Consider the following 13,725-nt stretch of genomic DNA (forward strand, 5'->3'; position numbering starts at 1 on the left):
GGTGCGATCGCGGATAATTGAGAGGGATAGAAACCGGGTTTCTCTGAACATTTCGGGTGGGGGGCGTAAAGATGCCGGTAGAAACCCGGTTTCTCACATCTTGTTTCTCGCATCTTTTTTCTGATACCGCCGGAGTCAGAAAGACAAACCGGGTGATTCGAGCCTCTTATTCCCTATTCCCTATTACCCATTACCGGCGCGCAGCGCCATACCGCCGGACTCGGAAAGACAAACTGGGGAGATTTCCCTACAATAACAGGTGAGGCGTAATACTGAAAGGAGGAGAACCCATCCCATGAGACTTCTACATACGATGCTGCGGGTCGGCAACTTGGACGAGTCGCTGAAATTTTACTGTGATATCCTGGGGATGAAACTGCTGCGCCAGAAAGATTATCCCGGCGGAAAGTTTACCCTGGCGTTCGTGGGCTACGGGGACGAGGCGGATCATACCGTTATCGAACTGACCTACAACTGGGGCGTCGATCGCTATGACCTCGGGGACGGCTACGGCCATATCGCCATCGGTGTGGATGATATTTACGGCACCTGCGAGCAAATCCGGGCGGCGGGGGGTACAATTACCCGTGAACCCGGCCCGATGAAACACGGAACGACCGTGATCGCTTTCGTACAAGACCCGGATGGGTATAAAATCGAACTGATTCAACTGGGAACCCAGGGCAGCAGCGAACAGAAAGAAACTCCGGTCGCCGCCGGCCAGTCCAGCTAAGAGCCAACTGGGGAATTGATAATTGACAATTGATCATTGACAATTATCAATTCCCCGGCTCCCGCTTTTCAATGCCCCTCCGGGGTTGACCGCGAAAATTAAGTCCCGAAAGATTGACACGAGAACCGATTGAATTTCGATCCCCAAACACTGTAAGCAATGCAACCGACTGACCCGAGCAAATTTACTGATCAGGCCTGGGAAGCGATCGTCAAGTCCCAAGATGTGGCCCGCCGCTTCCAGAACCAGCATTTAGAAGTCGAGCACGTCGCGATCGCCCTGTTGGAGCAAAACGGACTCGCCAGCAACATTTTGGGGCGGGCCGGCTTCGACCCCGAACAGGTGCTCCAGCAATTGGAAGCCTTCACCAAACGCCAACCTCGGGTCGGAACCATCGAACACCTCTACCTGGGGCGGGATCTGGAAATGATGCTGGACGTGGCCGAAGAGACCCGAGCCGCTTGGCAGGACGGCTACATCTCCGTCGAACACATGGTCATCGCCATCGGGGAAGATACCCGCGTCGGACGGCGAATTTTGGGCGGCGGGGGCCAGCAATCCAGACGGCCCGGGCGCCCCGGGTTCGATCGCCCCGGCAACGGCTCCCAGGCTCCGGTCCGCCAAAAATTGGAGGCGGCGATCAAAAATTTGCGGGGCAATGCCAAAGTGGAAAATCAGACCCCCGAAAATAGCTACGACGCCCTCGGCCGCTACGGCCGGGATCTGACGGAATTGGCGAAAGCCGGGAAACTGGACCCCGTGATCGGCCGGGACGAGGAAATTCGCCGGGTCGTCAGTTGCCTGTCCCGGCGGACGAAAAATAACCCGGTGCTCATCGGGGAGCCGGGGGTGGGGAAAACGGCGATCGCGGAAGGGTTGGCCCAGCGCATCGTCAACGGGGACGTACCCGAATCCCTGAAAAACCGCCAGTTGATTTCCCTGGACATGGGCAGCCTGATCGCCGGGGCCAAGCTGCGGGGCGAATTTGAAGAACGGCTGCGATCGGTACTCCGGGAAGTCACCCACTCCGAGGGTCAGATCGTCCTATTTATCGACGAATTGCATACCGTCGTCGGCGCCGGATCGGGGGGCAGCGGCTCGGGGATGGACGCCGGCAACCTCCTCAAACCCATGCTGGCCCGGGGCGAACTGCGCTGCATCGGCGCCTCCACCGTGGACGAATATCGCAAGCACATCGAAAAAGACCCGGCCCTGGAGCGGCGGTTCCAACAGATTTACGTCGATCAGCCCAGTCCGGAAGATACGGTGTCGATCCTGCGGGGGCTCAAAGACCGCTACGAGCGCCACCACGGGGTGAAAATCACCGATTCCGCCCTGGTGGCCGCGGCGATGCTGTCGGCCCGGTATATCAGCGATCGCTTCCTCCCCGACAAGGCGATCGACCTGGTGGACGAGGCCGCGGCCCAGTTGAAAATGGAGATCACCTCCAAGCCGGTGGAGTTGGAGCAGATCGAGCGCCGCCTGATGCAGTTGGAGATGGAAAAACTCTCCGTGGAGGGGGAAAGCCAGGGGAACGCCGCCACCCGAGACGGGGCGGGCCGGGGCACTGCAGACGTCGGCTTGGGCGTCCGCCTCGATCGCATCCGGGAAGAAATCGAGGCCCTCAAAGCCAAGCAGGAACACCTGTCCTCCCAGTGGAAGGGGGAAAAGGAACTCCTCGACGAGATCAACCGCCTCAAGGAAGAGGAAGAGAAACTGCGGGTGCTCATCGAGCAGGCGGAGCGGGCCTACGACCTTAATAAAGCCGCTCAGTTGAAATACGGGCAACTGGAGACGTTACACCGCGATCGCGAGGCCCGGGAGGCGGAATTGTTGAAATTGCAGGCCCAGGGGTCTTCCCTGCTGCGGGAACAGGTGACGGAGGCGGATATTGCCGCGATCGTCGCCAAGTGGACGGGAATCCCCGTCAACCGCCTGTTGCAGTCAGAGCGACAAAAATTGTTGCAGTTGGAGAGCCACCTGCACCAGCGGGTCATCGGCCAGGAGGAAGGCGTGGCGGCGGTAGCTGCGGCGATCCGCCGGGCCCGGGCGGGGATGAAGGACCCCGGACGCCCCATCGGCTCCTTCCTGTTCATGGGGCCGACGGGGGTGGGAAAAACCGAGCTGGCCCGGGCCCTGGCAGAATTCCTGTTCGACAGCGAAGAGGCGATGATCCGCATCGATATGTCGGAATATATGCAGAAACACGCCGTCTCCCGTCTGGTGGGGGCGCCTCCGGGATATGTGGGCTACGATGAGGGGGGGCAGTTGTCCGAGGCGGTGCGACGCCACCCCTATTCGGTGATTTTGTTCGACGAGGTGGAAAAGGCTCACCCCGACGTGTTCAACATCCTGTTGCAGGTGTTGGATGATGGCCGCATCACCGACAGCCAGGGACGGGTGGTGGATTTCCGCAACACGGTGATCGTGATGACGAGCAACATCGGCGGGGAGTATATATTGGATGTGGCGGGGGATGATTCCCGCTACGATGAGATGTACGACCGGGTGATGCAGGCGCTGCGATCGCACTTCCGACCCGAGTTTCTTAACCGGGTGGACGAGATGATCCTGTTCCACACCCTGAGCAAGGCCCAGTTGCGGGATATCGTCGCGATCCAGATGCGGCGGGTGCAGCGGCTCCTGGCCGAACAAAAAATTGGTTTGGAGTTGTCGCCGAAGGCGTTGGATTATGTGGCGGATGTGGGTTACGATCCGGTGTATGGCGCCCGACCCCTGAAGCGGGCTATTCAGCGGGAACTGGAAAATCCGATCGCGAACCTGATTTTGGAACAGAAGTTCGTGTCCGGGGATACGATCGGTGTGGATTTGGGCGATGGGGAACTCATTTTTAGTTCTCCGGCGATCGAATCTGAGGTGCAATCCGACCCGGTTGAAGTGACGGCCGAACCCGTCGCGACGACTGGAAAGAGTGACGACAGTTGAACCCTCGAAGGCCAGGTCATCCTAAAAATCGGAGGCGAGTGATGCTGGATTTGACGGTGGCGATTCCCACCTATAACGGCGAAAAGCGTTTGCCGGAGGTGTTGGAAAAGCTGCGATCGCAAACGGGAACAGATGCGATCGTCTGGGAAGTTTTGGTGGTGGATAATAATAGTTCCGACGGGACGGCAGAAGTTGTCAGACAGTATCAGCAGAATTGGTTGTCCGATGTTCCGTTGCGGTACTGTTTGGAAACGCAACAAGGGGCGGCTTTTGCGCGAAAAAGGGCCGTACAGGAGTCCCAAGCCGAGTTGATCGGCTTTTTGGACGATGACAACGTACCCCAATGGGATTGGGTATCGGAAGCCGTCAAATTTTCCCGAGAATATCCGCAAGCGGGAGCCTACGGCAGTCAAATTCACGGCATTTTTGAAGCCGAACCGCCACCGAATTTCGAGCGAATCAAGGCATTTTTAGCAATTACAGAGCGAGGTTCACGTCCCCATTTATATGAACCCAAAATAAAAATGTTACCGCCATCAGCCGGCTTGGTCGTTCGCAGACGAACTTGGTTAGAAAATGTCCCCTCACAGATGATCCTCACAGGTCGAGTTGGGGGTCAAATGCTGGCCAGTGAAGATTTGGAGGTACTGCGATATATTCAAAAAGCCGGCTGGGAAATTTGGTACAACCCGGACATGGCGATCGATCATTTAATTCCCCAGCACCGCTTAGAAAAAGACTACTTGATGAAATTGTGTTTTGGAGTCGGGTTGAGTAGCCACGCCATCCGAATGTTAAAATTTCCTCAATGGCAACGGCCCCCGATTGCCCTCGCTTACTTGCTGAACGATATCCGAAAAATTATCATACATCTATTTAAATATAAGCTTGCCGTATATACGGAAATTGTTGCAGCCAGTGAAATGCAATTTTTGATCGGCAGATTTTTTAGTCCATTTTACTTTATGCTAAAACCCCATCAAACAACTTGAGCGGGCGAGGTCGCCCCGGATGTGATGATGCCAATTTAAAAAGATTTCAGAAGTCGTTGTATCGGTCGCTTTTATTTATTCAAATGTTCGTAAAACAATCAAAACGAGGGGTAATAAATGATGGATTTTTCAGTCGTGATTCCAATCTACAATGGTGCCAAACGATTGCCCGGAGTGCTGGAAAAATTGCGATCGCAAACGGGGACGGAGGAAATACAGTGGGAAATTCTGGTCGTCGATAATAATAGCAGTGACGAGACGGCAAAAGTCGTTCGAGAATTGCAATCAACCTGGAACCTACAAGTCCCTTTAAAATACGTTTTTGAACGGCGACAGGGACTCACATTTGCCCGCACCAGGGGAATTGAAGAAACCGAAGGTCAGTTCGTCGCATTTTTGGATGACGATAATTTGCCCAATTCGGATTGGGTTTTACAGGCTTATTTGTTCGGGAATCAATATCCAAAAGCCGGCATTTATGGGGGGCAAATTCATGCGTTATATCAAACAGAACCCCCCGAAAATTTCAAAAGAATTGAACATCTTGTATTGGCAATACGGGAAAGTGGCGAACAAGCATTTCAGTTCAATCCGGAGTTGTTACAACTTCCATCCGGTGCCGGGTTAGTCCTTCGCAGAAAAGCGTTGTTAGAGAGTTCAAATCCCGAATGTATCGCGGCTGTAAGTAGAGGAGATAATGATTACGAACTCTCCCTTTATCTCTATCAAAACGGCTGGGAAATTTGGTACAATCCTGCCATGCACTTAAATCATTTAATTCCTCCAGAAAGATTGGAAAAAAGCTATTTGCTTTCTCTGGCTTACCGCTACGGTTTGTATACGTTTGGCTGTCGGGTAATTTTGGCGAAAACTTGGGGACAAAAATTTCTCTTGTTTTTCCGGGTAATGTTTGGGGGGTTGAAAAGAGTAATTTTACATTTTGCAAAATATAAAAAACAAGTCCAATCCGACTTGGTAAATGCTTGCGAACTCAATTTTTTCTGGGCGAGTGCCATTAGCCCTATCTATTATTACATCAATAAAATTTCATTTCAAAAATGACAGCCGAAACAACGAGCTTAAGTTTGATTATAATTCTCAAAAAAATATGGTATCTATATCGGTAGTGATTCCAACTTATAATTCTGAAAAAAGCATTCAATCGACCATTCAATCAGTTTTAAATCAAACCAATACTGATTGGGAACTGATTGTGATTGACGACGGTTCTCAAGATAAAACGGTCGAAATTATCTCTCAAATTAATGATCCTCGGATTCAAATTTTACCCTATCCGAACGCCGGGGTTTCGACGAGTCGGAATCGGGGATGGGAGCAAGCGAAAGGGGAGTTTATCGCCTTTTTAGACCATGACGATCTCTGGACTTCAGAGAAATTGGAATCTCAGTTGCGAGCCTTACAAGAGCATCCGGATGCCGCTCTGGCGTACAGTTGGACGGACCACTGCGATGATTCCGGGAACCTCATCGCGAGGGGACGGCATTTATCTTGGACGGGAAACGTTTACTCGAAATTGCTGGTGGATAATTTTTTAGATACGGCATCCAACCCATTAATTCGCAAAGTCGCGTTGGATGAAGTGGGGGGATTTGACCCCAGTATCAATTCTTCGGGGGAGTGGGATTTGTGGTTGCGGTTGGCGGTTCGATATCCATTTGTTGCCGTCCCGGAGAGTCAGGTTTTTCACCGAATTTCGAGTTCGGCTATGTCAGCTCAAATTGAATCCCACAAACGAGAATGTCTGGAAGTCACCGAGCGAGCATTTGCTCGATCTCCGGCTTCTTTACAGCATTTAAAAAAAGCCAGTCAAGCCAATATATACAAATATCTGTTGTGTAAGAGTTTTGAGGGTAAACCCACACGCCAAAAAGGGCGACAAGCCTTCGGATTATTGTGGGATTATATCCGCTGCGAACCGGAGTCGCGATCGCAGTTCAAATTTATTGTGACAATGGCGATCAAAAGCGGAGTCATGGCGATTTTACCGTCAACTTATGCGGAATCGGTATTGTTGAAGTTACGGCGATCGTGAGGTATCGAGATTAATATACCCGAGCAAGGTGCTGGTATTGGAAAGTTTTGGTGTTTTGGCGAGAATATTTTGGGCGATGGGGGGTGAGAATAAACTGATAACAGCCGCTTTATAGAGAACTTTTAGGGTGACGGGGGCCGTCAGTAAATTGCGATCGTTTCGTAGGGCATTCAAGTAGAATCGAAAACCGGAAATTCCCCGCTGTCGAGTAGAGGTTCCTTCCAGAGCTTTGACAGTCAGATATTTGTAAAAGTTCCCCAAACTTCGAGGTTTGAGATATTGTAAAGTTTCGGGAACTCGGTCAAAAGCACGATTGATGACCTGGATGACAGCAACTTCTTTCTTTACAACATTCATAGACATCGTACTGGCAGATTGACGGTAGAGGACTTGGGGTTTGGGAACGACAGCGAAGGGATAATGGCGGGCAACTCGGAGATACATTTCCCAATCTTGGGCGAAAGTGAGAGTTTCATCAAAACCTCCCAATTCCAGAAAAACTTCCCGTCTAATGAGAGGATTAGAACCGTTAGACAGGAAATAAGCCAGCAGCATGGGAGCGAGAACATCTCCAGAAAAAGTCGCACGACTGTCGGGGCGAAGAAATTGGCTCGACTCGTCGATGCAGTCCGTCCAACTGTAGGCGAGACCCGCGTCGGGGTTCTCTTGCAGGGCTTGATATTGGGATTCTAATTTATCAGTAGTCCAGAGGTCGTCCGCATCGATAAAAGAAATATATGGGCCGGAAGATTTTGCCAGACCTCGATTCCGACTCACATTGGCTCCGGCGTTCGGATAAGAAAATGTTTGCAATCTGGGGTCTGAGATTTGGGCGATCGCGTCTAAGGTTGAATCGGTAGAACCATCGTTTATGACAATCAACTCGAAGTCCGTGAAAGTTTGATTTAAGACCGATTCGATAGTTTCTCGAATGGTTATTTCACCGTTGTAAACCGGGATGATAACAGATATTTTTGGCATACAGAGTGAGTTCACTTTAAAGGGGTATAGATTCAGTTTATTCCGGATCGGTGCGGATCAGCATCATCAAGGCTCCAATATTATCGATTTTTCCGTATCTGGCAAGAAGAATCCGGGCTTGGGATTGAGGCAAAATAGCGATCGCGAGGATTTTGAGTAAGGCACGAACTGTGACTCGATGTTGTAGGAGTGAAGGATCGTTGACAATGGCTTGGTAGAAAAGTTGGACGGCAAATATCGCCCGTCTGCGATCGGGTTCCCCCTCGAGAGCTTTGACGGTCAGATATTTGTAAATATTAGCAAGGCTGTGTTTTTTGAGATATTGTAGGGAGGAGGGGGCTTGACTGTAAGCTCTGTGAATGACTCCGGTCGATTCTTTTGCCTGCCGAATGATATTGGCGGACATGGAGGTTGGGGAAATGCGATATAAAATTTGAGCTTTGGGTACTGCAACGAAGGGATAGCGAGCCGCCAGCCGAATCCACAGATCTCGGTCTTCGGCAGCCCGCAGGGACTCATCAAATAAACCGACTTCTTCCAACACATTTCGGCGAATTAAAACATTAGAACCACTCTCGATAAAGTTATTGACGAGAATGTGAGAATAAACATTTCCATTGACGGTTTTATGACCTCCAGGACGGAGAAATTTGCCGGATTCATCAATGCAATTCGTCCAACTGTAAGCGAGGGCAGCTTCGGGATGTTCTCGCAATGCTTGATACTGGGATTCTAACTTATCTGGAGTCCAGAGGTCATCCGCATCGATAAAGGAAATATATTCTCCCTTGGCTTCTCGAATTCCTCGATTGCGACTGGCTGCCAAACCCGCATTTGGATAGGACTTAACTCTCAGACGAGGATCTTTAATCTGTGATATAATTTCTACAGTACGATCCGTCGATCCGTCATCGATCGCGATCAGTTCAAAATCCGAGAGACTTTGACATAAGATTGATTCGATAGTTTCTCGAACTGTCCGCTCGCCGTTATAAACGGGAATAATTACAGATACTGAAGTCATTGGCTCTAGCTCCCAGCCAGGGAATGCAAGTAATCAGTAAGGAATCAAATAATGATAACACAATCCGCCCCACTGTTTTTCTTGGTTGGATGCTCTCGCTCGGGTACGACGCTGCTCCAAAGTCTGCTGGCTACCCACCCTCAAATCGCATCCTTTCCGGAAACCAAATTTTTTCACGTTTTGCTCCCTTCTCCATACGAACGACGCCGATATGCTTTCAATTTAGCATCTCGTCAATTGAATTCGAGGCTGGCAGTTTTTTTTGGAGATGAACTCGGTCGTCCCGATTTGATTCGTCGTATCCCTAAAGTACCTTTGATGAGCCACTGTACTCACCAGTTTATCAAAATTTTAAGAGAACTAGCTGCCGAACAAAACAAATCTATAATTTTAGAAAAAACTCCCGACCATATTTACCGAATCGAGTCGATTGAAAAATTTTTACCGAGTGCCAGCTTCATCCATTTGATTAGAAATGGGACGGATGTAGTCGCCTCTCTCTATGAAGTGACTCATCAATATCCAAAACCTTGGGGGGGAGTCCGAGATATTGACACCTGTATTGATAACTGGCTGTCCGCTATTCGAGCTACTCAAAAATACCAAAATCAGCCCAATCATTTAATTGTTCGGTATGAAAACTTGGTCAGTCAAGCCGAGACAGTCCTTCGCAAAATTTGCAATTTCTTAAACGTCGAATTCGATGTCAATATGATTGAAAATTATGCCGAAATGGCTCACTATGTTAGCCTTGATCGGGAAGGAAGATCGGTCAATTGTGACGGAATAAATTACCGCCCTTCTAATAAGTTTTTTAAAATTTTTAATGAAGAACAACAGGCATACATTATGGATAAACTATCGGTCGTAAATCTTGAAGAACTCAATTGGTAAGTCTAGTCAATTTCTCATTTAATTCGAGTCAAAAATTATGAATTCGATTCCTGTAGATTCCACGGGACAAGTAAGAATAGTTTTGATGATTGAAACTGTTATAGTTTTCATCCTTTAAGATACGTTCAACTTCTCCTCCCAACCGTTTCTCCTCAGAAGCGATCGCCTCTTCAAATGAGAGTTTTTCATGTCCGAGTCTGACTTCGTGCTGATAGTGAGAATTCGCGACAGATTTTTGAGTTTATTTTTGATTGAATGAACGGCAAAAGTAGCCATGACGTCTCAAGGTTTCTGGGATGCTCGTAGCCAACCAATTACGGAAATCCGAATCATCCGGTGGGGTGATCCATTACCATTATGCCCCGCCGATCGCCCAAAATCAAGAGATGACAACCATAAGATGTGAGACATAGCGCCCATGACCGTACTCGAAAAGGGACAGATCACGATCCACACCGAGAACATCTTCCCGATCATCAAAAAATCCCTCTACACCGACCACGAGGTATTCCTGCGGGAACTCGTCTCCAACGCCGTCGATGCGATCGCCAAGCTGAAGATGGTCGCCCGCCGGGGGGAATACTCCGGGGACATCGGCTCACCCGAAATCGCGATCGCGATCGATAAAGACGCCAAAACCCTCTCCGTCAGCGACAACGGCATCGGGCTCACCCCCGACGAAATCAAAAAATACATCAACCAAGTCGCCTTCTCCAGCGCCGAAGAATTCATCCAAAAATACCAGGCCAACGAAGGAGAATCCATCATCGGCCACTTCGGGCTCGGGTTCTACTCCTCCTTCATGGTCGCCAAACAGGTGGAAATCGACACCCTCTCCTACCAAGAGGGCGCCCAAGCCGTCCACTGGACCTGCGACGGTTCCCCCGAATTCCAACTCGAAGACTCCGCCCGCACCGAACGCGGCACCACCGTCACCCTCACCCTGATGGACGACGAACAGGAGTACCTCGAACCCAGCCGCATCAAGCAACTGATCAAAACCTACTGCGACTTCATGCCCGTCCCCATCAAAATGGACGGCGAAGTCATCAACCGCCAGAAAGCCCCCTGGCGCGAATCCCCCAACAACCTCAGCAAAGACGACTACCTGGATCTTTACCGCTACCTCTACCCCTTCCAGGAAGATCCCCTGCTGTGGGTGCACCTCAACACCGACTATCCCTTCATCGTCAACGGCATCCTCTACTTCCCCAAACTCAGACCCGATGTGGATGTCACCCAGGGCAATATCAAACTATTCTGCAACCAGGTATTTGTCAGCGACCACTGCGAGGAAGTCATCCCCAAATTCCTGATGCCGTTGCGGGGCGTGATCGACAGCACCGACATCCCCCTCAACATCTCCCGCAGCGCCCTGCAAAGCAACCGCACCGTCCGCAAAATCGCCGACTACATCGCCAAAAAAGTCGCCGATCGCCTCAAAGAACTCTACCGGGACGATCGCCAAGAATACATCCGCTGCTGGCAGGATGTCGGCACGTTTGTCAAGTTCGGTTCCCTCAACGACGACAAATTTAAAAAGCAAGTCGAAGATATCCTGATCTTCCGCAGCACCTACCAACCTCCCGCCGAGGAAGGGGAGGCAAAAACCGCCGAAGTCCAGGTGCAAACCGAGGAGGGAGACGCCTGGGAAGAGGTGAAATCGGACCGTGAAAAATCCGCCAGCACCGACGAACAGGGGCGCTACTACACCACCCTCAGCGAGTACCTGGAGCGGAACCAATCCCGCCACGAAAATCGGGTCTTTTACTGCACCGAGGAGGCTTCCCAAGCCACCTATGTGGAACTCCACAAGAGCCAGGGTTTGGAAGTGTTATTCCTCGACTCCTTTATCGACACCCACTTTATCAGTTTCCTGGAGCGGGAACACTCCGATGTCAAATTCTCTCGGGTAGACTCCGAACTCGACGACACCCTGATCGAAAAAGATAAAGAATCGGAAATCGTCGATCCCAAAACCAACAAAACCCGCAGCGAACAGATCAAGGAGTTGTTCGAGAAGTCCCTCAACAAACCCCGCCTGAATATCCGCACCGAATCGCTCAAGTCGGAGGATACCCCCCCGGCGATGGTTCTGCTGCCGGAGGCGATGCGGCGGTTGCAGGATATGACGGCCCTTTTACAACAGCAAAAAGCCGACTTCCCCGAGGATCATATTTTGTTGGTGAATACCGCCCACCCGCTGATCCAAAATCTGGCGAGTTTGAATCAGGGGACGATTATCCAAGAGGGCGGCGAGTCTCCCTCCGAGGAGTTGGCAAAAATGATCTGCCACCACGTTTATGACTTGGCGTTGATGGCTCAAAAGGGCTTTGATGCCGAGGGTATGAAAGATTTCGTGGAGCGATCGAACCACGTTTTGACGAAGTTGACGGAACGGGCGATGTAAGTCCGTATCGTCCCCATCAATCCCCCTTTTTAAGGGGGAATTTTGATATTTTTATTCCCTTGATTTTCTATGATGGACGAAGGCGTTATCAAATATTCCTGTAATTGGACGGAAGCCGAACCCCCCGAGGGGGAATGGTTGCCGGACTTGATGAGGTGGCGCGATCGCCTCCATTCTCTGGGGTTGATCGGGACCTACGACGACGGCATCGGGTTCGGCAACATCAGCGTCCGGATCGGCAATTCCGAACAATTTATCATCACCGGAACCCAGACCGGACATTTGCCCCATTTGCAACCCGAACATTACACCACCGTCACGGAGTTTAACTGGCGGGAAAATTGGATCACCTGTCGGGGTCCGGTGCGGGCTTCTTCCGAGGCGTTGACCCACGCGGCAATCTATCAGCATCAACCGGAAATTAATGCGATCGCCCACGTCCACCACCCGCAATTTTGGAAAGATTTGATGTTTCAAGTCCCCACCACCCGCCCGGAAGTCCCCTACGGCACGCCCCAGATGGCGCGGGAAATGTTTCGTTTATTTGAAGAAGAAAACCTGGCCCATGTCAAACTGTTGGTGATGGGGGGACACGAAGACGGGTTTTTGAGCTTCGGGCGGGACTTGAAAGAAGCCGGGGAAATCCTGTTGGGATATTGCGAATTAAAATAGCCTCAATCCAATTTGTCGATGAGTAATTCATATTCCATTTGGGAAGACGCCCCCGAACCCCGAAAACTGCCCGAAATCGGGCTGGCGTATTTGGGTTGAGCACAGGCGACGAGGGCGACGTGGCGATCGCCCACCGCCAGATCCTGGGTCGGGTCGTACCCCCGCCACCCGGCACCGGGGAGATAAACTTCCGCCCAAGCGTGGAGGTGGCGATCGTTGCGCGTCAGATCCCCCTCCTGATAGCCACTGACGAACCGAGCCGCCAAACCCACCGCCCGACAGGCTTCCACAAACAAAACCGTCAGATCTCGACAGGAACCCGCCTGCTGCCGCCAGGTTATCCCCGGCGGCAGAGCCGCCCCCGTTTCCCGGATCATGTGCTGGCAGGTGCGGTAAATGCGCCGGTTCAGGGCGCTCAAAAAAGACAGTACCCCCCCGCCGCAGGAGTGCCAAAGTTCCTGGGCGAGTTGCACCACCGCCGGATCGGTGCAGCCCTTCATGTAGGGTTGCAAATGTGCCAACATCGGCGCCGGATAGTCCGCGATCGGCAGGTGCAGCGCCCAAGGTTCGAGGAGATAATTAAACGGATTCGTGCAGTGGGTTTCCACCTCCGAACTGACTTTAACCTTCAACTCCGTCGTCGTCCCCGAAAACCAAAGTTTGATAATATCGTTGCCGTTGAGATCGACAATTTCCGAAATTCCCTTGGGTTCGGGTTCCACCGCGATCGCGAACTCCCGCAAGGTTTGAAACGCATCCGATCGCGGCCGCAGCCGGACAATATGCGGCGTCAACTCGACCGATCGGGTATAGGTGTAAGTCGTGGTGTGAATAATTTGATAATTCATCAATAAGGGTGTGTTCGGTGGGGCGTTGGGAAAAATCGGATCAAAAAACCCGTGGTGGCAACCGTCCCCGGTTGCCCGCCAACGATTCACTTTTAACTTTTCAACTCGCCTGACTCTGTGAAAATGGAAAAAACCCGTGGTGGCAACCGTCCCCGGTTGCCCGCCAACGATT

11 protein-coding genes are annotated in these 13,725 nt (G+C 51.3%); 8 read left to right on the forward strand and 3 right to left on the reverse strand.

The window, feature by feature from the left end:
* Positions 1–295: 295 nt before the first annotated feature.
* The 5 genes from gloA to AC0QHF_RS19745 all read left to right on the forward strand — a co-directional run bounded on the left by gloA (position 296) and on the right by AC0QHF_RS19745 (position 6,724).
* On the forward strand, positions 296–733 hold the full coding sequence (gloA, locus tag AC0QHF_RS19725) for a lactoylglutathione lyase (RefSeq protein ID WP_324705949.1): 438 nt from the start codon (positions 296–298) through the stop codon (positions 731–733).
* 159 nt (positions 734–892) lie between these two features.
* Positions 893–3,679, forward strand: a complete 2,787-nt coding sequence (clpB, locus tag AC0QHF_RS19730; protein WP_324705950.1) for an ATP-dependent chaperone ClpB — start codon at positions 893–895, stop codon at positions 3,677–3,679.
* A gap of 41 nt (positions 3,680–3,720) precedes the next feature.
* Positions 3,721–4,671: a hormogonium polysaccharide biosynthesis glycosyltransferase HpsE gene (hpsE, locus tag AC0QHF_RS19735; RefSeq protein ID WP_324705951.1), complete on the forward strand. Its 951-nt coding sequence runs from the start codon at positions 3,721–3,723 to the stop codon at positions 4,669–4,671.
* Between the two features lie 117 nt (positions 4,672–4,788).
* The gene (hpsE, locus tag AC0QHF_RS19740; protein ID WP_324705952.1) at positions 4,789–5,733 is read left to right on the forward strand and encodes a hormogonium polysaccharide biosynthesis glycosyltransferase HpsE; all 945 of its coding nucleotides are present in this window, start codon (positions 4,789–4,791) and stop codon (positions 5,731–5,733) included.
* Between the two features lie 46 nt (positions 5,734–5,779).
* Positions 5,780–6,724 carry a glycosyltransferase gene (locus tag AC0QHF_RS19745; protein ID WP_324705953.1) on the forward strand — a complete coding sequence of 315 codons (945 nt, stop codon included), beginning with the start codon at positions 5,780–5,782 and terminating at the stop codon, positions 6,722–6,724.
* Here the strand turns inward: AC0QHF_RS19745 and AC0QHF_RS19750 are convergent.
* Entirely contained in the window at positions 6,710–7,705 is a 996-nt protein-coding gene (locus AC0QHF_RS19750) for a glycosyltransferase (protein ID WP_324705954.1), read from the reverse strand. The genes AC0QHF_RS19745 and AC0QHF_RS19750 overlap by 15 nt on opposite strands.
* 37 nt (positions 7,706–7,742) lie before the next feature.
* Positions 7,743–8,729, reverse strand: a complete 987-nt coding sequence (locus AC0QHF_RS19755; protein WP_324705955.1) for a glycosyltransferase — start codon at positions 8,727–8,729, stop codon at positions 7,743–7,745.
* A gap of 51 nt (positions 8,730–8,780) precedes the next feature.
* Here AC0QHF_RS19755 and AC0QHF_RS19760 point away from each other — a divergent pair, with 51 nt between their 5' ends.
* From AC0QHF_RS19760 to AC0QHF_RS19770, 3 genes are all read left to right on the forward strand, one after another.
* Positions 8,781–9,623, forward strand: coding sequence for a sulfotransferase family protein (locus AC0QHF_RS19760; protein ID WP_324705956.1), 843 nt, complete (start codon positions 8,781–8,783; stop codon positions 9,621–9,623).
* A gap of 418 nt (positions 9,624–10,041) precedes the next feature.
* Positions 10,042–12,033 (forward strand): molecular chaperone HtpG, encoded by a 1,992-nt coding sequence (gene htpG, locus AC0QHF_RS19765; protein ID WP_324705957.1) that lies wholly within the window; start codon positions 10,042–10,044, stop codon positions 12,031–12,033.
* A 69-nt stretch (positions 12,034–12,102) separates the two neighbouring features.
* Positions 12,103–12,705, forward strand: coding sequence for a class II aldolase/adducin family protein (locus AC0QHF_RS19770; RefSeq protein ID WP_324705958.1), 603 nt, complete (start codon positions 12,103–12,105; stop codon positions 12,703–12,705).
* A 2-nt stretch (positions 12,706–12,707) separates the two neighbouring features.
* Here the strand turns inward: AC0QHF_RS19770 and AC0QHF_RS19775 are convergent.
* The coding region (locus AC0QHF_RS19775; RefSeq protein ID WP_324705959.1) for a transglutaminase family protein at positions 12,708–13,725 on the reverse strand (1,018 nt) is incomplete at its 5' end.

Source organism: Lyngbya sp. CCY1209 (assembly GCF_055795065.1).

Bases quoted from the DNA above. Each gene is read 5' to 3' on its own strand.
- AC0QHF_RS19750 (WP_324705954.1), bottom strand. From the start codon at position 7,705: ATGCCAAAAATATCTGTTATCATCCCGGTTTACAACGGTGAAATAACC.
- AC0QHF_RS19745 (WP_324705953.1), top strand. From the start codon at position 5,780: ATGGTATCTATATCGGTAGTGATTCCAACTTATAATTCTGAAAAAAGC.
- hpsE (WP_324705951.1), top strand. From the start codon at position 3,721: ATGCTGGATTTGACGGTGGCGATTCCCACCTATAACGGCGAAAAGCGT.
- AC0QHF_RS19760 (WP_324705956.1), top strand. From the start codon at position 8,781: ATGATAACACAATCCGCCCCACTGTTTTTCTTGGTTGGATGCTCTCGC.
- clpB (WP_324705950.1), top strand. From the start codon at position 893: ATGCAACCGACTGACCCGAGCAAATTTACTGATCAGGCCTGGGAAGCG.
- htpG (WP_324705957.1), top strand. From the start codon at position 10,042: ATGACCGTACTCGAAAAGGGACAGATCACGATCCACACCGAGAACATC.
- gloA (WP_324705949.1), top strand. From the start codon at position 296: ATGAGACTTCTACATACGATGCTGCGGGTCGGCAACTTGGACGAGTCG.
- AC0QHF_RS19755 (WP_324705955.1), bottom strand. From the start codon at position 8,729: ATGACTTCAGTATCTGTAATTATTCCCGTTTATAACGGCGAGCGGACA.
- hpsE (WP_324705952.1), top strand. From the start codon at position 4,789: ATGATGGATTTTTCAGTCGTGATTCCAATCTACAATGGTGCCAAACGA.
- AC0QHF_RS19770 (WP_324705958.1), top strand. From the start codon at position 12,103: ATGATGGACGAAGGCGTTATCAAATATTCCTGTAATTGGACGGAAGCC.